Consider the following 23,540-nt stretch of genomic DNA (forward strand, 5'->3'; position numbering starts at 1 on the left):
AGTTTTTGCAAATCTGTCTTTAAGTATGTATTTAGGCGATCGCATATCCCGTATATTGTCTTAGATAAGCAGGTTGTAAGCCAATCACAATATCTTCTTTGGGGACTCCTTGAGCAACTAAAGCCTCAGCAATATCTATTTCTGTATTGTTAGCTTGAATCCAGATTTTTCCTGCTTTAATGTCGAGATGCATTGAGCAACCATAGATACGTTTTTCTTGATCCCAACCAATTGCCAGTACTTGATAGCGATCCTGTTCCGTATCAAATAGGGTTTGCATTTCGATCTCGCCATGTGAAGGTTTATAAGAGGCATATTGGCGAAGAAACTGTTTGATAATGTTGCGGTAGTTGTTGCTTTTTTCTAGATTTTCCATTGGACAATCACCTCATTCTTTACATCATAAACGAAGATATCAAGCTGACATTCTTGAATCACCATGCGTGGAAATTCCTTCTTGAAGAAAGTTTCATAGGCATTATTGGGAATTGCTAAAAATAGTTTACGGTCTGGATATGTGGATTTTAGACCTATTCTATAGTTAATAAATTGTCCGACTGCTAAATGAAAGTCACTGAGAGATGAGTTACCAATAAAGCTTTTAATTTCTACGGCAATTTTTTCATTGTTGCGCTCGGCGGCGATGAGCCTTTCTGCACCAAGGTCAATATAAAGTTCAGAATCTCCTACTTTTAAGGAAAATGGATCATCAGTAATCCGCCAACCATCTTTGATTAGTGCATTTTTTACTGCATCATGGAATAAATCTCTAGCCATTGCATTTTAATTGTAATAACCACATTGTTAATAAACAAATAGACTCGCAATGCGAGTCTATTTGTTTAGGCAAACTTAGCTGTGTAACTACGAGCGATCGCATCGCATCGCTCGTTATCAGGATCACCAGAATGCCCCTCTACCCAATGCCATCGGATATTAGAAGTATTGAGGGGATCGAGTTGTTGCCAGAATTCTTGATTTTTGACAGGCTTATTATCTTTGGTTTTCCAGCCATTCTTTTTCCAGCCTTTAATCCATTTGGTAATGCCATCTAGGACATATTTGCTATCGGTATAGAGATCGACGGTCGTGGATTGCTTGTGACTGGCGAGAAATTCTAGAGCTGCGATCGCACCCTGTAATTCCATTTGGTTATTAGTGGTTTCGCGCAGACCACCACCAAGCTCTTTAGTACTACCATCAGAGAAGTGAACAACTACACCCCAGCCTCCCGGACCTGGATTTTTAGAACAGGCTCCGTCAGTATGGATGCTGATGATTTTGGACTCGGCTGAATTGGTGATGGTTGATGGGGAATCACTGGTAGTCTTTGTTGATTTAGGGCTAATTTTTTTTGCTTGCGGTTCAGGAATTGCTTCTAGGTTGGTTGCGGTATTTGTAGAGGTGATTTGATCTCGCGATCGCACAATCTCGACAGCAACGGAACCTAAGAAATTGGGAATTGGGGGATGCTTGATAATTTTTACTTCAGCCTGAGTAATTTTCTCATCTTCAAGGAGACTGTCAGCGATCGCCCCAGCTAAGCGTTCAATCAACTTAAATTTTTGAGTCTGGATTAGATTCTCGATTTTCCGAATACAAGAAATATAGTTAACCGTATCTTCAATATCATCGCTATAGCTGGCTTTTTCAAAATCGACCCATAGGGTTGCATCAACCTCAAACCATTGTCCTAATACATTCTCCTCAGGTAGATATCCTATGTATCCGTATGCTTTTACGCCTTTTAAGTAGATTTTGCTTGTCATAATTGCTTGAACTTCTTTTCAGACAATCATTATGACTTAAGCGATCGCCATCACCAGATCTCTTCATGTAAAGTTCACAGATCTAGGATGGCGGTAATTCCAAGGCGATCGCGCCCAATTTGCCTTTACGGAAATCGTACAAAATTAGCCTTGCAACTTTATCGAGATCCCCTTGAAATTTGTTTAAAGCTGCGACTTCATGAATATATTCAATCCCTGACGTTACTGTTGCGGGATCAATCACATAGCGGCTACTCAACTTTGCATTTAGCTGAATTAACAGCTCTACGGCTTCAGCCGCAACTAAGACATTGTCATAGGCAGCTTGTCCGATGTCATCACATATCGCCAACTTCAGTGCCGCATCTTGATCATGTAACAAAGGTGGAATTACCCCTGGGGTATCTAATAACTCAATTTCATCGGAAATCCTGATCCAACGTAATTGGCGTGTCACCCCCGGTTTATTGGCACTTGCTACTACTTTTTTCTTGAGTAAACGGTTGATTAGAGCTGATTTGCCCACATTAGGAAATCCGACTACTACGGCACGCACAGGGCGCGGTAACATTCCCCGACTACGTCGTCTTTCGTTGACTTTTTCGCCAGCAACTTGGGCAGCCTTGAGTAAATCAACCATTCCCTTACCTGCTTGAGCGTCGGTAAAGTATGCCATGCGCTCTTGTTCTGTAAACCAGCGTGTCCACTGCGATTTTGCCGTTGAGGAGATGGCATCAATGCGATTGCACACGAGAATATGTGATTTTCCTTCTACCCATTTTTCGATTTTGGGATGTCTACTAGACATCAAGATGCGTGAATCACGCACCTCAATGACCACATCAACCAATTTTAGTTGTTCTAACAACTGCTTTTCAGCTTTGGCGATATGACCTGGATACCACTGAATTGGGCTTGCCATAGGAAATAATACGGAGAAGGAGTATTTTTAACTATATACTCTTGTTAAGATATTAAGAAATATTAAGATTAGCCGTTAGTTTAACTTTTAATAAAAATCATGATTAAGCCCACCCTACAGAGATTTGTCCAGAAATTGACGCGGAGATTTGGCGCGATCGCGATCGCCATAATTCTACCCTTAGCGCTTGTCTTTACCCATGTTCCTGCGGCTCAAGCCTATGATGCACCAGAGCTATTGCCAGAAAAATATACTAATGTGATTGATCTGGGGCGATTTTTGACAGATTCTGAAGAGTTGGCGCTTGATCAAAAGTTAACGAGATTTGAGGAATTAACAGGTTGGAAATTGCGAGTGCTGACTCAGGTAGATCGCACCCCCGGTCGTGCAGTTAAGGATTTTTGGGGACTTGACGATCGCAGTGTGATGTTGGTTGCAGACTCACGGGGGCGCAATTTACTGAATTTTAGTGTTGGTGATGAGGTTTATCCTTTGCTATCCCGTGGTTTCTGGATTGAATTGCAATCACGCTATGGCAATCAATTCTATGTGCGAGAGCAGGGCTACGATCAAGCAATTTTGTCTTCCATTGATGCTATTACTACTTGTCTTGATCAAGATGGTTGTGCGGTCGTCCCCGGGATTCCCCAAGAGCAATGGATTCTAACCTTGATTACTTCTATTGTGGGTGGTGTTGTTTTTGGCTTTGCAGGACATCCACGGAAGGAAGGCGAAATTTTTGCTTGGAAATGGGCCTTGATTTTCACACCCTTGTGGGGCATGTTGTTTATTTCCTTTGGTCTAGGTCCTGTCCTCACTCGGACTAGTGAATGGGTTCCTATTGTGCGGAATGTTGCAGGATTTGTAGGTGGTGCAGTGATTGCTTATCTAATTCCTTCGCCAAAGCGGGCTATCCCCAAGCCAGAGGCACGATAAACCCAGACAAGAATAGCGGCGTGCGCCGCTATTCTTGTCTATAGGTCTTTGCTGATGCTTTTGTTCGTTTTGCTTGTTTTTGTTGGTACATGAGCCGATCGCCATCTTGCAGGAGATCATCAACGGATTGATGTCTGTTGGCATCAAACTCAATTGTGCCGATGCTGCAAAGAATATCGTAACCACGAGACTCCTGTTTATTAAAGCTTTCCCGTATTTGATCCAGACGATGGAGAATTAATTGACTCTCTGTTAGATCCGCATTGGTTAATAAAGCAACAAACTCGTCTCCGCCAAGCCTACCGATAACATCTGACTCCCGAAAAGTCTCTTGTAAAATTTTACTGAAACCAACTAAGGCGCGATCGCCTTCTGCATGTCCATAGCGATCATTAATTTCTTTAAATAAATCAAGATCAAAGAAGAAGAGTGAGGCGGGTTTATTCATCCGCTTACAGAGATTTAGGGCATGGGTTGCCAAGGATTTAAACCCACGCCGATTAGAAATTTGGGTTAATTCATCGATGGTGGCAAGTCGGATTGCGGCTAACTCTTGCTCTGCTAACTGTCCTAAATCGCGGAGTAATTCTTGCTCCTCTTCACTGAGTGTCCGAGGTTGGTGATCAATCAAACAGAGAGTACCAACGATAATACTATCTCCAACAACGAGGGGAACTCCAGCATAGAAACGGATTTTTGGTTCATCTGTCACCAGAGGATTATCATAAAAGCGTTGATCAAGAGTGGCATCAGGAATAATTAAAATGTCATTGCCTAGGATCGCGTGACCACAAAAGGAGATGTTTCTTGGCGTTTCTTTGAAATTTGCTCCTATGCAAGACTTGAACCATTGACGATTCACATCAATTAAGCTAACCATCGCGATTGGTACTGCAAATAGCCGTTTAGCTAATCTCGTTAGGCGATCAAAACGTTCTTCTGAAGGGGTATCGAGAATATTTAGCGATCGCAAGGTCTCAATCCGAATAGATTCGTTTTCTGGGTAGCTTGGTTCTTGCATAGAAACCCTAATAACTTTTTATACCGTCGTGAATTCACCGTGCTAACCTTATAGCAAAATTTTGATCCTGCTGACCTCTCAATATCCAATGGAAATAACATCCTTAGATGCGAAAGATGCACCCCCTATATCCACGGAAGCAAGTCCAGATTTAGCTAGCTTAACCTCAGATTTTGTGACAAGTCGATTGAGTAAAGTTGCTGATAAAAATCCAGCATCAGATCTTGCATCATTTCCAAGGGCAGAAGCTCCAAGCACTTTGCCAGAAGGTCTATCAGGGCTGAAAATTTCGCATACTAAGCAAAAGGGGGATTGCTTATATATTTATAGTAAAGATCGAGAGGTTGGTTGTGCTACTCAAATTTTAGAAGCGATCGCTCCTAGTACACAGGATCTAGAGAGTTCAGTTTTATTTGCCGAAGGGATTCGTCGCCTCAAATTACATGGAAATGCTTGGGCGTTAGGTGTGGACTTGCCGATCGCCCCATCAGCGATTATTGCCGCAGAAATCATTGCCGCCTTACTCATCAGTTTTCAGCAAGATCCAAAACTAGCCCAAACTAAGCTGAAGTTGCTGTTACAAAACAATTGCCTCAATTTGCTGTGCGAAACAAGTACCAAGATCTTGCAAGCAGAGATGGCAATACCGATGTTAAATACTTTGCGAACTGTCAAGTCATCGGAATATTTTCAGGCGGTGACCGTCTCCAATCGTGTTATTGGCGAAAAAAAGCCTAATTGGTCTTTTGAGATCGATCTGCTGGCGATCGGCATTCAAAGCCCTAACCTTGAAATATCCGAGTCATCGGAAGAATCTCATCACGAAGTAGCCGAAATTAGCAGTCCCGAATCCGTTGAACTTCAACCTTGGCAGCAGGTGCTTGCTTATGCGGACAATTGCTTGGGTTTCTGCGCGCAAACTTGGAAATTAATTGGTCAAACTTCTCCCCAAATACCTTCCGTGACGATGTGTGTGGCAAGTTTAGCGATAGGTTTAGGGGCAACTGTAATGCTCGATCGCACCCTCAATCATTACGCCCAACCCCATGAGCAAACTAAGTTGGTAATCGCTGACCCCAAAATCAACCTGCAAGAAAATACTCCTGATAAAGGGATTGCCAATAAACCTGCACTAAATTTTAATATCGCGTTATTTAACGAAAAATTGGCACTGCTAGATTGGCAAATCACTAATAAAAAGCGATCGCCCGATGTGTTGATCGTTGGTAGTTCTAGAGCATTGCGGGGTATCGAACCCAGTGTATTAGAAACAGCCTTGATCAATAAGGGATACAAAGGCGCTAGTGTTTTCAATCTAGGTATTGATGGTGCTACTGCCAAGGTTGTGAATTTACAAGTCACGCAAATTCTGTCACGTCCCCAACTCCCAAGGATGATCATTTGGGCAGATGGATTGCGGGCTTTTAATAGTAGCCGTAGCGATATTACCTATGATGAAATTACGGCTTCTACAGGCTATAAGCAATTGCAGGAAACGTTAAAAAACAATGGGATTAATCCCGATCCTCTCTCTCCCAACATTGCCACCAAACCTGAAAATCCGATCGCCCAAGCGTTCAGTACAATTTTTGCCACTTCTACCAAACGTCAAGAGGTAAGGACTTCTGTTGTTAAAGGTTTTGATCGTAATACCCATCTGCTCAGTAATAGTGAAGCTTTAATTGCAGCGACGATGCCTAGCACTGCTACTGCCCTTGATTCCAAAGGATTTGTTGCCTTTGACGTTACCTTCGATCCCAATACCTATTTCCAAAAATATCCCCAAGTCCCTGGAGATTATGATCTTGACTATCGTAACTTTGACACCACTGGATCTCAGTTCGATGCCTTTGCTAATGTGGTCGATTTTTGCCGCCGTAATAATGTTGAGCTTTTGGTGGTGAATATGCCCTTACATAACACCTATCTTGATGCTATTCGCACTCGCTATGAGGCTAGTTTTAATAGCAGAATGCAGGAGCTTTCCCTGCGAGAAGGATTTACCTATCTTGATATTTCCCAAGCAATCCCCAATCAAGCTGAGTTATTTTCTGATCCTAGCCACTTGAATCAAAAAGGCGCGATCTCAATCTCCCAAATGCTTGCCCAAAGCCCCAAAATTCCTTGGCAATCTCTCAAAAAACGTTAGCAAAATTTTTAAGAGAATGGCGGCGCTTTGCGCCGCCATTCTCTTAAAAATACACTTAACAACAGCTATAAATATCGATATTTTGTAAAAACTATGAAACAGTTATGGTATTTTTGCCCCATATAGTTATGTAAACAGTTATGATCGCTTTGCTATCGATCCAGAACTGGGAAGTTTTTTGCAATATTTCTTTACGATCCTTTAACTAAATATCTAAAGAAATCATCAAATAAGTATCTACAATTCTAGGCGATCGTAAACTAATTACAAAAACGTCCAAAACATTAAAACCACTATAAAAGTACAGACATGGCTTAGGCAAATCTCTACCATATTATGGTTTCATATGTTTGCAAATTACTTGGGTAATGAAATCTTAGGAACTCTTGGGCTATGAATACATCAGATCAAGCGCCAAATACTGCCGCAAGCAGAAACAGAACCAAAGCTCTTGCCAAACGAGGAGGTCGTACTCCCTTTGAGAGCAAACTAATTCAAGAAGGACATGCTACCTCCGACCAGTTCGATCGCGCTGTCAAGGATAGTCAAGAACAGAATGTTCCATTTCTCATGGCCCTAGAGCAAATTTTGGGTCAACAACTTGCCCCAGACATTACCCGCTATTACAAGCGCCAACAGCTTTTTGAACTGCGTGTCCTTTACGGCATTGAACCGATCGACCCCGATGTCGAAGTTGACAAATTTGACATCCCTACCCTCAGTGCCTTACTTGACTCCAATATTGTCCCCGTTGCTAGTTGCCGCGACTGTGAGATCCTCCCTCTCATCAAAACCGAAAACAGTATTACCATTGCCGTAGTTTCACCCGACAGTTATAAAGTCCAAAACGAGATTGCGCGACTGCTCAAAAATATAACGGTGATTAAGCGAGTGATTGCTCGTGAGGATTTTCATCGCACATTTGATAATATTGTGCAGTTTCAAATCAACAAGAGTTCTAAAGCTGAAGGTGCAATCAGTGACGAAGATCTTCAAGTTAAAGATGATGTCTTTGGTGAAGATATAGCTGATACGGATCAAGGTGATGAACTTATGGTTGGTGGCGAAAACTCCGCCCCAATCATTAGCCTTGTAGATAAAATCTTAGTCAGAGCGCTCAAAGAAGGTTGCTCAGATATTCACATCGAGCCACAGGAAAAAGATCTTTGCATTCGTCTGCGTAAGGATGGTGTATTGCGCGAGTACTTCTTCCTCAGCGAAAACAAGCGTTTACCCAAGAACATTATCAACGCTGTCATCTCTCGCTTCAAGATTATTTCTAACCTCAATATCGCTGAGAAAAGGGTTCCCCAAGATGGCAAGCTGAAGCGTAACTTCCAAGGTCGTCGCGTAGATTTCCGCGTAAATACCTGCCCCACTCAAAATGGTGAAAAAGTATGTCTACGGATTCTCGATAACTCCAATACCCAACTCGGACTGAATAAACTGATCAGTGATCCCGAAAGCTTGGAACTGATGCAAAGTTTTGCCAAACGTCCCTATGGACTGATTCTAGTTACAGGTCCTACGGGGTCAGGTAAAACCACCACTCTATACTCAACCCTCGCTGAATGTAACGATCCCGGTATTAACATTAGTACCGCCGAAGATCCTGTCGAATATAATCTCCCTGGTCTGACCCAATGCCAAGTCCTACGGGAAAAAGGCATGACTTTCGCCAGTATTCTCCGCGCCTTCCTCCGTCAAGATCCCGACGTAATCCTTGTGGGTGAGACCCGTGATGCAGAAACCGCTAAAACTGCGATCGAAGCGGCGCTGACAGGTCACTTAGTCTTAACCACGCTACATACCAACGATGCTCCTAGTTGTATTGCCCGTCTTGAAGAAATGGGTGTCGAACCATTCATGGCAAGTACAGCGATTATTGGTGTACTTGCTCAGCGTCTACTCCGCCGAGTCTGTGACAACTGTCGCATCCCCTACAATCCATCGCAGGAAGAACTTGATCGCTTTGGCTTGCCCAGTAGCGATCTTGAAAAGACCTTCTACCGAGCTAATATCGTTAACCGTGAAGCTATGCTCCCTGGGCAGCGCGTATGTCCAAAATGTAACGGCTCTGGATACAAGGGTCGGGCAGGGGTTTACGAAATCATGAAAATGACCGAGCGTCTGCAAAGTGCGATTAACAAGGGGGCAACCACCGAAGTGATCAAAGAAATTGCCGTCCAAGAAGGGATGAAAACCTTAATGGCATATGCCTTTGACTTAGTCAGGCAGGGTGCAACTACTCTTGATGAAGTGCTGCGTGTAGTTTACACAGACAAAGGAAGAGAAGCCGAAGAACGTGCGCGTCGAGGCAAAGGACTTGAATGCGACAACTGTGATGCTATGCTCACACCTGAAACCGTCGAATGTCCTTACTGCACCACACCGAGAACCTTCTAAAATTTGTAGCGTTTAAAACTTGCCTTAGTTGTAGGTTTTAAACGCTACAAATTTATCTATCTAGTTGATCTAGAGATCTGCTCTTCTAGATAACGTTTTTGAGATAACTTGTGCGAAACAATTTTTATAAACCGCAAGTTTCAACCGAGATACAGGGAAATATGCAACTTATTAGGATTTGATCAGGAGAATTGCCCACTATGGTAATGGACTATATCATCGAGGACTTGATGGAAGAAGTGGTAGAGCGTAAGGGGTCTGACTTGCACCTCTCCGCAGGTCTTCCACCCTATATTCGCATCAATGGTCATCTCACCCGTACCGATCGCGACCCTCTTACACCTGAAGAATGTCAGCGTTTAATTTTCGCAATGTTGAATAACAACCAGCGCAAAACCCTCGAACAAAGCTGGGAACTAGACTGCTCCTATGGGGTAAAGGGATTAGCAAGATTTCGGGTCAATGTGTACAAGGATCGCGGAACCTATGCAGCTTGCTTACGTGCGCTTTCTTCCAAAATTCCTGATATGGACGATCTCAATTTGCCGCCGATCGTCCGTGAACTGAGTGAAAAACCACGGGGATTAGTACTGGTGACAGGTCCTACTGGATCAGGCAAAACCACAACTCTGGCGGCGATGATTCAAACTATCAACAAAACCCGTGCTGAACATATCCTCACCGTAGAAGATCCCATTGAGTTTGTCTACGAATCCGTAAAAAGTGTGATTCACCAACGGCAAGTTGGAGAAGATACCAAAACCTTTGCCAATGCACTTAAGGCTGCTCTGAGAGAAGATCCAGACGTAATCCTTGTTGGGGAAATGCGTGACTTGGAAACAATTCAGCTTGCGGTATCTGCCGCCGAAACAGGACACCTCGTATTTGGGACATTGCATACTAGTTCCGCTTCTCAGACTGTCGATCGCATGGTGGATGTATTTCCTCCTGAGCAGCAAGGACAAATTCGCGTACAACTTTCTAACTCCCTCGTAGCAGTATTGAGTCAAACCCTTGTCCCTCGTCATAATCCTCAACCGGGGCAGTTTGGACGGGTAATGGCACAGGAAATTATGGTAGTTACACCTGCGATCTCTAACCTCATTCGTGAAGGTAAGACTGCCCAAATGTATGGCTTTATCCAAACAGGTGGTAAAGATTCTATGCAGACCCTTGAATCGGTTTTAGCCAAGCTATATCTAGATGGAGATATTACCTTTGAAGCGGCGATGTCTAAAACTTCACGTCCTGAAGAATTACTACGAGTAGTTGGTCCTAACCCTGCACCTGTAATGAAACGTAAAGCCGCAGGAGATCTGCGATCGCCAGATATGGTTCGCTCAAGATCAATTAGTGGTTAGATTTTGGTTTTTGCTCTGTTCTTACCTATTTCAACCTGTAATTTCTTTATAAAAGAGGTGCAATTATGGCAAAGTTTCAAGCCAATCTAAAGGACATTAAGGGTAAATCTGTACAGCAAACAATGGTTGCCGAAACCCTCAAAGAGGCTCGTGATACTTGGCGACAAAAGGGTTTTGTTATTCAAGATATCAAAGAAGTGAAGAGCGGGTTTAGTTTTTCCGCTATCACAATGAAGAAAGTAACGGTCAAGGATTTGGCGTTATTTTCCCGACAATTAGCAACCTTGGTCAATGCAGGGGTATCAATGGTGCGTGGTTTGGGGGTCATGGTTGATCAGTGTTCCAATCCCCGACTGAAAATCGCCCTCACCGAAGTTCTTGATGATGTGCAGCAAGGTACTAACTTCTCTGATGCGCTACGGAAGCACCCCAAGGTATTTGACAAACTGTATTGTGCGATGGTGCAAGCAGGGGAAACGGGTGGTGTGTTAGATGATGTCTTAGCTCGTCTAGCGACATTGCTCGAAGATTCAGCACGTTTAACTAACCAGATTAAGTCAGCGATGACCTACCCGATCGTAGTTACGTCGATCGCCGTAATCATCTTCTTAGCCATGTGTATTTTCATCATTCCGATCTTTGATGGTGTATTTAAGAGCTTAGGTGGTGAGTTACCTGCATTTACACAAATATTGGTCAATATCAGTAACTTCTTAAAGAGTCCCTCGGTCTTGATTTTGCCGATTACTTTCTTTGGATTGGGTATTGTTTACAATCGTGTGTATGCAACCCCTGCGGGTAAGCTCTATTTTGATGGATTGTTCTTGAAATTGCCTTTGTTTGGTGATCTCGTTGTCAAAACTGCGGTTGCTCGATTTGCACGGACATTTGGTTCACTCTCCCGTGCAGGTGTACCAATTTTGGCTTCACTGGAAATTACTGCCGAGACCGCAGGTAATCTGGTGATCTCGAATGCGATCGAGTCTGCCAGAAATGCGGTGCGAGAAGGTGGTCAGATTGCACCTGCAATGGAAAAAACGGAAGTATTTCCTGTGATGGCTTTGCAAATGGTCAGCATTGGTGAAGAAACTGGGGAAATCGACAAGATGTTGATGAAGGTGGCTGACTTTTACGAAAATGAAGTTGAGGAAGCGGTCAAAGCACTGACAAGTTTAATGGAACCTTTGATGATCGTTGTATTAGGCGGCATGGTTGGTTCGATTATCGTCGGGATGTACTTACCGATCTTCTCGATTATGGACAAAATCAAATAATAAAAAGCCCTGCATAGCAGCGCTTTTTTAATATGGACAAAATCAAATGACAAAAAAGCCTTGCATATAGCAATCCTAGAGGGTTTGTGAAAGCGCACCCTAGGGGTGCACTTCCACAAATCCAGAAATTTACAAATAAAAAGCCCTGCATAGCAGGGCTTTTTTATAGCATTGCGATCGCATCTTCCCAATTACTTCCCGTCGGCAACCAATGAATTGGTAAATCGCCATTACCCGAACCGCGAAACCATGTTCTTTGGCGTTTGGCAAATTGGCAGGTATGGATAATCGTGAGTTCTTTTGCCGTTGCTAAATCAGTTTTATTGGCTAAATAGTCCGACATTTCACCATAGCCAAGGGTTTTTAAAAGGGGTAGATCCACACCATAGCGCTGTTGCAAATCACGAATTTCATCAAGCCAACCCTGTGCCAACATTTGCTCAGTGCGATCGCCTACTAATTTCCGATAAGCATCGAGATCGGCGCAATCCAATCCAATCTGGACAATGGGATAACTTGGCGGTTGCTCGTATTGCTGAGATGAGAGAGGCTGACCCGTTACATAAAACACCTCTAGCGATCGCAAGGTTCTAACTTGATCGTTAGCATGGATTTTCGTTGCACCGACAGGATCGACCTGTTGTAAGACTTGATAGCAATAGTGTTGTCCTAATTCCTCAAGTTGCGATCGCAGATGTGGTTGCGGTGGCACACGGGGAATCTTTAGCCCTGCGGTAATTGCCTTAATATATAGCCCCGACCCACCAACTAAGATGGGTGTAACTCCCTCCGCATGGAACTTGGCAATTAAAGTTTGGGCTTGATCTTGATAGTCAGCAAGGGTCAAGGTTTGGTCAGGTTCAATAATATCGATCAAGTAATGGGGAATCCCTTGACGTTCCTTGATGCTTGGCTTGGCTGTACCAATGTCGAGATAGCGATAAACTTGGCGCGAGTCAGCACTCAAAATTGGCGCATTGAGATGTTTCGCTAGAGCGATCGCCAGACTTGTCTTTCCCGTTGCCGTTGCCCCTAAGATTACAATTAAACCAATAGAATTCATTATTATTTCAGCATATTTCTTGATCAATCCATTTGCTGGAGCGCCCCAGATACTGTAGCAGTTTTAACCTCAAGCTATAACTCTCATTACCTAAAAAGCTAGGCGCAATTAAATATAAAACTCCAAAAGCTGTGACACATGCAGAGCGATCACCACAGCTTTTTGGGTTTTATTATGTCCAGCTACTTAGCCATTTATATGACATTACAAATCTCCATACACTTTGGGGGTTTATGAATCTTTAGAACCTATTTATACAGTTGATTAAATCATGATTTAGGATGGTTTCCTAAAGATATCTCAATAGTATTTTTGCTTATATGAATTGCTATAAAAAAGTGTTATTTGCTTTTTTGCTGATGATCTACAAAACCTCTTTAACAATATATTTCAGTCTGTTTGTACACTGAGAAGACATGATTTTATGATTATTGCGATCGCTTATATCTTTTATAAATAGATAGTCTGGCAAAAATAAAAAACAGAAGAGAGTTGTATCACTTTGCGCCACAACTCTCTTCTGTTTTTTATGTCTTAATTTAGTACATATGGATGAAGACATAAATATTAGTTAAACCGATAATATATGTAAGGCATTCCTCAGAGAGAGGAGGGCAAAATGAAAACTAAATTAATTGCAATGTTAGCTATATTGGGCAGCATTTGGTGGGTAAAACCTGTAGCAGCTTATGATCCTGTGCAACTTCAGCAACTGCTCCAAACTAAGCAATGTGGAGGTTGTGATCTAACTAATGCCAACCTTACAGGGGCAAATCTAAGCCAAGCCCATTTGATCGGTGCAGATCTCACAGGTGCAAACCTCAGGGGTTCCAATCTCACAGGTGCAAACCTTGAAGGTGCAGATCTCACAGGTGCAAACCTTGAAAAAGCTAATCTCACTAGAGCTTTTGCCACCAATGCTATTTTCAATGAAAGTAATTTAACGGGAGCCAATTTAACTAACGCTTCGCTGTTACATGCCAATTTACGCAGAGCAAATGTGAGCAACACTATTTTTAAAAATGCCAATCTAGCTGGCGCTGACTTTACTGGCTCAAATTACAACCTCGCGATCGCTGATTAAATTAAATACACTGTTCTGCGATGTATTTAATTCCCTAATTGACGGCGAAAGTCTCTAGGACTGAGCCGTAGAGGGTTTTGTGTGTCCCAAATGCCTAACTCTTGCAATCTTGCCTTTGATTGGGCGCGGCTAATCCTTGCGTCATACTTTACATTGGGTGGATAGGGGTCAGCGATCGCTAAGCCCTCCGAGACTAAATATTGATTTACTAATAAATTATCTTTCCAAATATAGGCAAGCAGGCGATCAGAATTATCCTTTTGCTTCACATCAAATTCGAGGATGACCTTCTGCTCCTTGATCAAGTCTGATAGGCGTTGACGAGAGCGATCGCCCCAAGGGGACTGTTCTTTGAGTGGCGCACTGATACCGAGCAATCGTACTCGCTGCACAGTCATATTCGGATTGCTCAAAATAGAAGCTTCGACGGTTTGCCCACTCACCACGCGATTAATTAGCCATAGCTCACCATTCACCTTTTCCTTAGGCTGCATCATCGCGATCGCAATATTGGCGATGATTAGGAAGGCAAGTAACAAGGCAACTAAAATTAATGGACGGGTCAAAGAATTATCAAGCGATCGCTTCTGCCCAGTTTTAGAATTCATCAACTTTTGCATATTCGCAGCAGTCATATTAAAGCCTAAAAATCGATAAAGAGGTTTGCTTAGCAAACCTCTTTATCGATTAATCAGCCTCAATCGGTAAACTAAACTCAAACCACCGCCGTTTCCGCTGAGCAAAAAAGTTACCAAACTGTAAGCGGTAGACCTCATCTTCGTCCTGAGTTTCTAGATCTAGATCTGAGAGCGCATATCCAGAGCAAATCAGCGCATATCCCTCATCCTGCAAGGTCTTAGACAAACCAATGACTTCATGCTGATCGATTTGTCCAGACTTAACCCGCATGGCACAGGCGGTACAAGCACCATTCAAACAGGAAAAAGGGAGGTTAATCCCTTGATCTTCTAGGGATTCCAGAATATAGCGATCGCCTTCGATGTCAGCTTCGTAGAGCTTGTCATTTTGGCGATCGTGAATGCGAATGTGATAAGACATAGTTTTTTATCTTTAAAAAGATGTTCAATACTTCGCTCTGGGGCGCAATATTTAAACGCGAGTAGGAATCATGCCCGTTTGACGTGCATAGTCAAATAAGCCACCAGCATCAATCACAGGACGGACATCACCTAAGGATTTCAAAGTAAAGGTTTCGCCCGTTGTCTCATTAATAATGACATTGTTATCAAAATCAATCGTCGCTTCTTCACCAGTCTTAAAATGCTCAACTAAGCGTGCCTCGGATTCCCAAGGATATAGCTCACCTGTTGCCGTGCAGTTACGGAAGAAAATCCGCGCATAGGACTGAGCAACTACTGCTTCGAGTCCCGCCGCACCAAGCGCGATCGGCGCATGTTCACGGGAGGAGCCACAACCGAAATTTTCGCCAGCCACAATAATCGAGTAAATTGTCTTGCTTTCGCCTTCGGCAATAAAGCGATCGTAGCGATCGGGTAGACCAATCAAGGCATAGCTACCAAGCTTCTCGTATTCATCGGGCTTGGATGGTACAAGGGTCAGATATTCCGCAGGAATAATTTGGTCGGTATCAATATTGTCATCCAAGACAAATACTTTGCCTTTAATTGTCGTACTCATAATTTAGGTTGTTGGAACTAAACGTAGGATGGGTTAGCGATCGCGTAATCCATCATCTTTAAATCAATGGATGTGTTGCGTTGCACTAACACATCCTACAAATAATTAAGACTTATTACTTAATCAAAATAGAATAAGGTTACTACCTTGCGCTGTTCTTCGGCATCACGACAGGTCTGTAGCAAAGTCTCACTGCCATGAAAAGCAAAGCAAATCAGTTGCTGACATTTAGAAATAATTTCTTGGTTGCATCGGCTACTTGCTTCGGCAAGAGACAGCGTGTCATTCTCGCTATGTTCAATTAGATGAATGACATTTTCTAGCTGCTCGCGAGACTCATAGGGCTGTCTATCGAGACTTTGTGGCAAAATCACAGTCAATAGATTGGGATCGGCACGCAAAGCGCCCCGAATAGCAGCAAAATTTGTACCTGTTGCCCCAGAGGTAATAATACTGTTCCCAGATAGCGCCAAGGCATAGCTGAGCAGTTCGATCAGCAATTGGTGAGTCAATGGCACATGGCGGGAACCTAAAAACGCGATCCGCTTCGAGCCTTGCTGCTGGATCGTCGCAAGCTCCTGCAAAAAGTCGTCTAGCTTGGGTAGATTAATTGACTGAGTCAAACAAATCCCTCTCGTTTACTTACTGAACGAATAACTACACAATATCATTAAATCCCAGTTGGTAAACCATCGATGCTCTGGCGATTCTTGTTCTGACGATATTCGTGAACCCCCTCTTCACCTTTTGTTTCTGCCCATTCCTTGAGTGTGGGGCGATCGCCTAGAAATTCATAAAAGGGAACCGCAAACCCACAGGAGGTTTGCACTGATTCGACATTGACGCGCACGATTTGTCTTGTACCTGCGATCGCGGGAAATAGGGATAGATATTCCTGCCATTGGGCATCTTTAGAGCGGATGGATACGCCTTGACCATAGAGACGCAGGATTAGCGGCTTTTCGGTAAAGCTACAGAGCATGATCGTAATTCTGCCATTTTCCAGCAGATGGGCGGCGGTTTCATTGCCACTGCCTGTGAGGTCGAGATAGGCAATTTCTGATTCACTAATAATTCGTAGCGCATCCATCCCTTTGGGAGAAAGATTAACACGTCCATCATTAGGAGCTGTTGCCACAAAGAAAATGTGCTGAGCTTCGATGAATGTTTGTAACTCAGTCGTCAGGCGGTCATAAAATTTAGCCATCCGTTTAACTGTCCAATCTTTGTGAAGTACTATTTCTGTAATTCGTCAGTATTTTCAATAACTCCTCATTCAGCATTGTATAACCTTGTTTATTGAGGTGCAGAAGATCGCGGCTATAAATTTGGCGAACTTTACCACGCTCATCTGCTAACAAAGCCGCCGCGTCTAAAATAATAACGCGATCGCTTTTGAGTGATTTGATAAATTGATTAACCTCAATAATTGCGCGATCAGCTTCTTCTGACCATTGGAAGGATTGCGACTCACCTGTCGGGAAAATCGTAGTGAGAATGACAGTTGCCTTTACTTCTTTGGCTAATTTATCAACAATTTTTTGAATATTTTGTTTGCAGTTATTGATGATATTACGTGGCGCATTGGGCAATGTCGTCAAATCTGCTAGGTCGTTTACGCCGACTTGGACAACGACGATTTGGGGTGATAATGATGCAACATGAGCTGATAGCCTCCCTAATACTTGTTCAGAAGTTTGTCCATTAATGCCGCGGTTGATAAATTCAAAGGGGATATTAGGGATCTCTGTCCAATCTACTGTACGGGAGTCTCCAAAAAATACAACTAAGGGTTTGTTGAGATCGCGTTTTGTCAAATCTGGATTAACAGGATAGGTTTTTAATTCGTAGGGATCTGAGCCTAGAATTTCATTGATGTTGTTTCTGAGAGTACGATCATCTAGAAGCCCCAAATTTAGACCTAAATATCCACAAATCAAAATCGCAATGATTGCTATAGGGAAATAAATTTTGTTCATAATTAAGGCTAATAACAAGAAAAGGCGGCACACTGCGCCGCCTTTTCTTGTTATTTTATTTAGAAACTAAAAATTTTTTTCGATAAATTGGCGAATGCGATCGCAACCTTCGTGAATTGTTTTTAAGTCGGTCGCGTAGGAAAGACGAATGGCATGATCGATACCAAAAGCTATCCCTGGGATTACGGCAACTTGAAAGCCATCTAGGAGTTTGTCACAAAATTCTAAAGAAGGGATACCAAAGGCTTTGATGCTAGGGAATAGATAGAATGCGCCATCGGGTTTAGGGCAGGTAATGCCTGAAATGGAAGTTAGCAGGTCATACATCACATCACGGCGTTCCTCAAAGGCTTTCCGCATTGTTTCCACACAGTCTTGAGAACTGTTGAGAGCTGTGACTGCACCATACTGGGCAAAGGTACAGACGTTCGAGGTGCTATGTCCTTGGATGGTAGTGGCAGCTTTAATAATGTCTAACGCGCCTGCGAGATAACCAATCCGCCAACCCGTCATCGAGTAGCCCTTGGCAAAGCCATTACTAATGATCGTGCGATCGTACATAGTCTGGCTAACCGTGGCGATGCTGAGATGGGTTGCACCATCGTAGAGAATCTTTTCGTAAATCTCATCGGAGACGATATAAACCTGAGGATGTCGCTCTAGGACATCCGCCAGAGCTTTAATTTCCTCAGGCGAATAGACCATGCCTGTGGGATTAGAGGGAGAATTGAGAACAAATAGCTTGGTCTTAGGAGTGATCGCCGCTTCTAATTGCTCAGGAGTAATTTTGTAGCCATTGTCTTCAGAGGTGACGACAAATACGGGTGTTGCCTCGGCAAGTTTTGCCATTTCGGGATAGCTCACCCAGAAAGGCACAGGAATAATGACTTCGTCGCCCTCATCCAAGATCGCCATCATCAGATTGTAGAGCGAGTGCTTGCCGCCATTGGTGACGATGATTTGTTCGGGCTTGTAAGTTAGGTGATTTTCGCGCAGGAGTTTGGCGGCGATCGCTTGTTTGAGTTCGGGTATACCTGAGGCAGCAGTATAGCGAGTCTTGCCTTGATCGAGTGCTAATTTAGCAGCAGCCTTGATGTGATCGGGGGTATCAAAGTCGGGTTCGCCAGCACTAAAGCTACAAACATCAATTCCACTAGCCTTCATTGCCTTAGCTTTTGCGTCGATCGCTAAAGTTAAGGAAGGCTGAATATTACGAAGTCGTTTTGCCAGTTGCATTTTTTCTGGAGGAGCGGAGGCATCTTTACGGGATTCACTTGGCATTGTATCAAAGCATACTTGTTTGAGTTTGCTAGATTTATAACAAAGTAACAAAAGTACGTTTATTAACGGCATGTATTTGTGACACACCGTGCAAATTTTCACCCCCCTCAGTCCCCCCTTGAAAGGTGGGGAAGTATAAATTCTCCACCTTTCAAGGGGGAGTGAGAGGGGGTGAAAAGTATGTTAGTGCCTTATTGATAAGCACGAATCATTGCTTGTGTGCCCTGTTCTGCACCTTGACCATCATCAAGTTGACTCACCTTTTGGAAATTCTCAATGGCGAGGGCGATCGCGGGTAAATTGGTGGCAAAATCTTGGGGATCTGAATCTTGAGCAATTCCCTGACTAATTTCTTGGACGAGGCGCAAGTCCTTGAGCATATGTTTAATTGCAAATCCCGGTTGATAATCGCCTGTGGCAACTTTCATCCCAAGATTAGTTAAAGCCCATGAACCAGCCGCCCCACTTCCACAAACATCGACGACCAACTGTGGATCGATACCCATTTTTTTCGCCATCTGCATCGTTTCGCAAAGGGCAAGCATATATACAGATACAAGGGTTTGGTTGCAGAGTTTTACAGCTTGACCACTGCCGATCGCTCCACAATGTTTAATATTGCTGCCCATCGCCTCAAAGAGTGGTCTACATTCTTGTAAATCCTCAGGATTGCCACCGACCATAAAGGTTAATGTGCCATTGCGTGCGCCCACATCTCCACCCGATACTGGCGCATCCAAAAAGCGTAAACCATCGTGCATTAAAGCATTGGCAATAACTTTGGCGGCATCACTGCCGATGGTGCTGGTATCGATAAATAGGGCATTGGCTTTAGCAAAATTCATGGCTCCCTGCTCGCCAATTAGTACCTCGGTGACATCAGGTACATCACCGAGACAGGAAAATATGACATCGGCATCGCTGACTGCTTCTTGTAAAGTCTGGGCTAATGTACCACCTGCATTGGTAAATGGGGCGATCGTGGGGCGACCTTTAGTACGATTCCATCCGATGACTGAATACCCCCGTTTCACCAGATTGGCAGCCATTGCCCCACCCATTAAGCCCAAACCAAGAAATGCAATCTTCTGAGTCATGTTGAAATAACTTGCAAATATTGAATTTAAAGATACAACAATTTGTGTGTGTAGTACTTTTCCAGTAAGCGATGGAAATAGAAGAGAAAGGGGGCGCTTTGCGCCCCCTTTCTCTTCTTTAATTTACAAATTGTTGAATGGTGGCGGCGAGTTGCTTGAGTTTAATTGGCTTACTCAGATAATCATTAGCACCTACTTCTAGACATCTCTCGCGATCGCCTGTCATCGCGAGAGCCGTAATCGCAATGATCGGTAAATCAGTAGAATGATTGCTGCGAATCCATTTGATTGCGTCTAATCCATCTACCTTGGGCATCTGGATATCCATGAGTACCAAGTCAGGATTTTGCGATCGCACTAAATTAATCGCTTGTTGTCCGTCCCTCGCGACGATTAGCCGATATCCCTTTGCCTCTAGATAGCTGGATATGGTAACAATATTGGCTTCGTTATCTTCAGCTAATAAAATAAGTGGTGATTTGTTAATATCAGCATTCTCTATAGAACTTCCAGTAAAGGGTAGGATATTTACTGATTTTCTAGAGAATTGGTGTTTTCTCTCAGGACAGGGAAGTTCAATTGTAAAGCGACTGCCAACACCTATCTCACTAGTCACACTCACATGACCTCCATGTAGTTTGACAATACGTTTGACTAATGCTAAACCCAATCCAGTACCTTCATATTTGCGGTTGAGAGCACTATCGATTTGGATAAAGGGCTGGAATAGGCTTTTTAAGCCTTCAGCTTCAATACCAATGCCTGTATCGATTACGGAAAATCTTACCCATTGGGCAGATATAGATGCGTCGTCGTTATCAGTCCCATTTTCTAAAGTTACTTCGAGGTTAATGCGACCTCCCTCTGGTGTGAATTTCACCGCATTATTGAGTAGGTTGATGAGGACTTGGCGAATACGACGCTCATCGATCTCTAGATCGGGTATAGGTTGAGATATCTGCATCTCCAGTTGTATCTGCTTTTGCATTGCTTGTTGTTTGACAAACATGATACTGGACTGACAAAGCTGATTGATATTAGTATCTGTGGATTCTAAAGTCAGTTTGCCTGCTTCGATTTTGGATAGATCGAGGATATCGTTGATTAACTCCAATAGGTGATTGCTGCTCTTCTCAACAATTTGCAACATATTATTCTGTTGTTGATTGATCGAGCCAAAGACTTCTTCGATTAGACCTTCAGTAATGCCTAAGATCGCATTGAGGGGAGTGCGAAGTTCATGACTCATGTTAGCGAGAAATTCATCTTTGAGACGGGTCGCACGGGCGAGTTCACGATTAGAGATTAAGAGTTGTTGATTGATTTGTATCAATTGTTGTTGGGCAAGTTTACGTTCCACAATTTCCTGCTGAGCTTTCTCAAAAATCGTGGCTTGTTGAATGGCGATCGCTAATTGATTTGCTACCTGTTGCAGGAGCTTAGCTTCTGACTCTTGCCATATTCGGCGTTCTGCACAGGCATGGACAACCAAAACCCCCCATAGTTTTTTAGTTCCTGCGGTTGTAACCCAGCGATGGGATTTGTCGATATGAGTGTCTTGGATAATTGGTGCAACAATTTTGGACTGAATCCGACCTTCGATGGAATATTCTACTAAGCATTCTGTCCAGACATCATTCATTACATCAGGGACGATGCGGGGAATGCCTTGCCAATAGCTATCGAGAATTTCCTGTGACCAAATTTCATCTTCCCAACTAAGGGCTTTGAGTGTAGGGAAGTCGCTATGCACAGATTCTTCGACAATTTGGCTTTTGCCATCCGCAAATAACTGGAAGATGATCGCGCGATCGCAATCCAGCACATTTCGGATTTTTCGAGTTACTGTCGCAAGGATTTCTTGAATATCCAGTGATTCACGAATTTGTTGGGTGATTTCCTCCAAAATTTGTTGCCGTCGCAATTGTATTGATATTTTTGCTTCGGCTTGCTGACGTATTAATAGCTCTGCATGGAGTTGTTCGTAGAGATCAGATTGTTGAATAGCGATCGTTAATTGGTTGGCAATTTGTTGAATTAAATCAACTTCATGCTCTTGCCATTGGCGAGTATGAGCGCATTGATGGATGCATAGCAATCCCCACAGTGTTTTGTCACAGAGTAATGGAATTACTAGATTTGCTTTTACCTGAAACTGTGCCAAGACATCACGATGACAGTCAGCTAGTCCAGCATGATCAATATCATTTACAACTTGCACTCGACCTTGGGCATAGGCGGCGGCATAGTTTTCGCCAAAGCAATGGTCGTGAATGTGAACTTCCACGGCTGAGCTAAATCCATCGACAACGGCTTCGGCAACAAATTCACCATCATCAAAATTAGATTCAGGATAGAACTTAAAAATACCGACGCGATCGCATTGCAGTAATTGCTGAATTTCTTGACAAGCGGTATCAAAAATTATTGGGAGATCGAGGGATTGACGGATACGTTGAGTAATTACAACCTGAAGTTCTAACTCAATATTGCGATTTTCTAGCAGAGCTACTTTTTCTGATTCTAGTTGTTCTACTTTTGCCTCTAAAACCTTGGCTAAATTATACATTTCAATCGGATTTAAGGCTTGGAGCAAACTGGTCTGTGTGACGATTCCTAATAGTTCGCCAAATTCACCTGTCACCGCTAAGCGCCGAACCAACCTCTGCTCCATAATTTGCTGCACTGTCAACAGGTTATCCTCTGGCTTGACCGCAAAAATCGGCGTGCTCATCACCGTATGCGCGATACAGGTTTCAAGGTTTAAGCCTAGAGCTTGAAACTGCACAACATCACGCTCGGTCACTATTCCCACTGGAATCTGGAGGGAGTCATCTGTTCTGCATGTCTCAACAATCATCACCGAACTAATTTTCTGCCCTGCCATCATTTGCGCGATCGCCAGCATCGAGCAATCGGGAGCAGCACACACTACATCAGAAGTCATCACCTCAGACACCAATCGCAGCCGCATGAGATCGATGGGACGAGAAATTTGTCGTAAACTTTCGTGAGTTACCATTCCCACAAGCAGACCATGATCATCGAGGAGTGGCAAATGGCGAATATGGTATTGCTGAAGTAAATTGACTGCTAACAATAAATCTGTAAGGTCAGACTCGCGCAAAGTAATTACAGGATGTGTCATCACTTCTCGCACCAGTAGACGATTGAGGTCTTGCTGCTGAGCGCTGAGGCGAACCACATCGCGCTCAGTCATTATGCCGATTAACTTTTCACCTTCTAATACCAAGACACAGCTAGAGCTTGCCTCTTGCTGAAATTGTTGCTGATGATTGTCGCTATGATTTTCCGCATCACATTGCGATCGCCCACTACTCATTAAGGCGATCGTCTCCATGACAGTTACATCAGCAGAAACTACTAACGGCTCACGAATAATTGCTAATTTCAGTTCAAATAATGTAGATGTGAGCACAACTTTTTCCGACCATATTTAAGAGTTTTAAGAGGTTCGCCTAAAACTTGATTTTAGATGAATCTATTAGTGTTTTTTATCTCAAAAAGTAATTCTTAAA

At 43.3% G+C, this 23,540-nt stretch carries 21 protein-coding genes; 6 read left to right on the forward strand and 15 right to left on the reverse strand.

All coding sequences use genetic code 11. The features are described from left to right. Positions 1-31: 31 nt before the first annotated feature. The 4 genes from NMG48_RS09900 to ylqF all read right to left on the reverse strand — a co-directional run bounded on the left by NMG48_RS09900 (position 32) and on the right by ylqF (position 2,691). Entirely contained in the window at positions 32-376 is a 345-nt protein-coding gene (locus tag NMG48_RS09900; RefSeq protein WP_271255059.1) for a XisI protein, read from the reverse strand. Continuing rightward, the gene (locus NMG48_RS09905; RefSeq protein ID WP_271255060.1) at positions 364-777 is read right to left on the reverse strand and encodes an element excision factor XisH family protein; all 414 of its coding nucleotides are present in this window, start codon (positions 775-777) and stop codon (positions 364-366) included. Before NMG48_RS09905 ends, NMG48_RS09900 begins: the two co-directional genes overlap by 13 nt. A gap of 65 nt (positions 778-842) precedes the next feature. Then, positions 843-1,769 (reverse strand): ribonuclease HI, encoded by a 927-nt coding sequence (gene rnhA, locus NMG48_RS09910; RefSeq protein WP_271255061.1) that lies wholly within the window; start codon positions 1,767-1,769, stop codon positions 843-845. An 82-nt stretch (positions 1,770-1,851) separates the two neighbouring features. Further along, entirely contained in the window at positions 1,852-2,691 is an 840-nt protein-coding gene (gene ylqF / locus NMG48_RS09915; RefSeq protein ID WP_271255062.1) for a ribosome biogenesis GTPase YlqF, read from the reverse strand. Positions 2,692-2,790: 99 nt separating this feature from the next. Between ylqF and NMG48_RS09920 the strand changes: the two genes are divergently transcribed. Then, positions 2,791-3,627 carry a TPM domain-containing protein gene (locus tag NMG48_RS09920; RefSeq protein WP_271255063.1) on the forward strand — a complete coding sequence of 279 codons (837 nt, stop codon included), beginning with the start codon at positions 2,791-2,793 and terminating at the stop codon, positions 3,625-3,627. 28 nt (positions 3,628-3,655) lie between these two features. Here NMG48_RS09920 and NMG48_RS09925 read toward each other — a convergent pair whose 3' ends face one another. Continuing rightward, the gene (locus NMG48_RS09925) at positions 3,656-4,648 is read right to left on the reverse strand and encodes a sensor domain-containing diguanylate cyclase (protein WP_271255064.1); all 993 of its coding nucleotides are present in this window, start codon (positions 4,646-4,648) and stop codon (positions 3,656-3,658) included. 88 nt (positions 4,649-4,736) lie between these two features. Here NMG48_RS09925 and NMG48_RS09930 point away from each other — a divergent pair, with 88 nt between their 5' ends. The 4 genes from NMG48_RS09930 to NMG48_RS09945 all read left to right on the forward strand — a co-directional run bounded on the left by NMG48_RS09930 (position 4,737) and on the right by NMG48_RS09945 (position 11,838). Further along, on the forward strand, positions 4,737-6,797 hold the full coding sequence (locus NMG48_RS09930; protein WP_271255065.1) for a D-alanyl-lipoteichoic acid biosynthesis protein DltD: 2,061 nt from the start codon (positions 4,737-4,739) through the stop codon (positions 6,795-6,797). 393 nt (positions 6,798-7,190) lie between these two features. Next, positions 7,191-9,203, forward strand: a complete 2,013-nt coding sequence (locus NMG48_RS09935; RefSeq protein ID WP_271255066.1) for a GspE/PulE family protein — start codon at positions 7,191-7,193, stop codon at positions 9,201-9,203. 206 nt (positions 9,204-9,409) lie between these two features. Next, positions 9,410-10,564: a type IV pilus twitching motility protein PilT gene (locus NMG48_RS09940; protein ID WP_271255264.1), complete on the forward strand. Its 1,155-nt coding sequence runs from the start codon at positions 9,410-9,412 to the stop codon at positions 10,562-10,564. Between the two features lie 65 nt (positions 10,565-10,629). Continuing rightward, positions 10,630-11,838 carry a type II secretion system F family protein gene (locus NMG48_RS09945; RefSeq protein WP_271255067.1) on the forward strand — a complete coding sequence of 403 codons (1,209 nt, stop codon included), beginning with the start codon at positions 10,630-10,632 and terminating at the stop codon, positions 11,836-11,838. 163 nt (positions 11,839-12,001) lie between these two features. Here NMG48_RS09945 and miaA read toward each other — a convergent pair whose 3' ends face one another. Then, a complete protein-coding gene (miaA, locus tag NMG48_RS09950) occupies positions 12,002-12,901 on the reverse strand; it encodes a tRNA (adenosine(37)-N6)-dimethylallyltransferase MiaA (RefSeq protein ID WP_271255068.1) in 900 nt (299 codons plus the stop codon). Positions 12,902-13,520: 619 nt separating this feature from the next. Between miaA and NMG48_RS09955 the strand changes: the two genes are divergently transcribed. Then, positions 13,521-13,985, forward strand: coding sequence for a pentapeptide repeat-containing protein (locus tag NMG48_RS09955; RefSeq protein ID WP_271255069.1), 465 nt, complete (start codon positions 13,521-13,523; stop codon positions 13,983-13,985). A 26-nt stretch (positions 13,986-14,011) separates the two neighbouring features. Here the strand turns inward: NMG48_RS09955 and NMG48_RS09960 are convergent, their stop codons facing one another. The 9 genes from NMG48_RS09960 to NMG48_RS10000 form a co-directional block, all read right to left on the reverse strand. Further along, positions 14,012-14,620: a thermonuclease family protein gene (locus NMG48_RS09960; protein ID WP_271255070.1), complete on the reverse strand. Its 609-nt coding sequence runs from the start codon at positions 14,618-14,620 to the stop codon at positions 14,012-14,014. A 52-nt stretch (positions 14,621-14,672) separates the two neighbouring features. Beyond that, positions 14,673-15,044, reverse strand: coding sequence for a 2Fe-2S iron-sulfur cluster-binding protein (locus tag NMG48_RS09965; protein ID WP_169362849.1), 372 nt, complete (start codon positions 15,042-15,044; stop codon positions 14,673-14,675). Positions 15,045-15,095: 51 nt separating this feature from the next. Further along, positions 15,096-15,644: a LeuD/DmdB family oxidoreductase small subunit gene (locus tag NMG48_RS09970; protein WP_271255071.1), complete on the reverse strand. Its 549-nt coding sequence runs from the start codon at positions 15,642-15,644 to the stop codon at positions 15,096-15,098. 119 nt (positions 15,645-15,763) lie between these two features. Further along, positions 15,764-16,267 (reverse strand): DNA recombination-mediator protein A, encoded by a 504-nt coding sequence (locus tag NMG48_RS09975; protein ID WP_271255072.1) that lies wholly within the window; start codon positions 16,265-16,267, stop codon positions 15,764-15,766. Positions 16,268-16,314: 47 nt separating this feature from the next. Next, a complete protein-coding gene (locus tag NMG48_RS09980; protein ID WP_271255073.1) occupies positions 16,315-16,851 on the reverse strand; it encodes a pyridoxamine 5'-phosphate oxidase family protein in 537 nt (178 codons plus the stop codon). Positions 16,852-16,855: 4 nt separating this feature from the next. After that, entirely contained in the window at positions 16,856-17,623 is a 768-nt protein-coding gene (locus NMG48_RS09985) for an SGNH/GDSL hydrolase family protein (RefSeq protein ID WP_271255074.1), read from the reverse strand. Between the two features lie 66 nt (positions 17,624-17,689). Then, positions 17,690-18,859 (reverse strand): pyridoxal phosphate-dependent aminotransferase, encoded by a 1,170-nt coding sequence (locus NMG48_RS09990; protein ID WP_271255265.1) that lies wholly within the window; start codon positions 18,857-18,859, stop codon positions 17,690-17,692. Between the two features lie 236 nt (positions 18,860-19,095). Beyond that, the gene (locus NMG48_RS09995) at positions 19,096-20,001 is read right to left on the reverse strand and encodes an NAD(P)-dependent oxidoreductase (protein ID WP_271255075.1); all 906 of its coding nucleotides are present in this window, start codon (positions 19,999-20,001) and stop codon (positions 19,096-19,098) included. Positions 20,002-20,119: 118 nt separating this feature from the next. Continuing rightward, positions 20,120-23,440 carry a GAF domain-containing protein gene (locus NMG48_RS10000; RefSeq protein WP_271255076.1) on the reverse strand — a complete coding sequence of 1,107 codons (3,321 nt, stop codon included), beginning with the start codon at positions 23,438-23,440 and terminating at the stop codon, positions 20,120-20,122. Positions 23,441-23,540 lie beyond the last annotated feature (100 nt).

The sequence above is a fragment of the Pseudanabaena sp. Chao 1811 genome, from assembly GCF_027942295.1.
Lineage (GTDB): Bacteria > Cyanobacteriota > Cyanobacteriia > Pseudanabaenales > Pseudanabaenaceae > Pseudanabaena.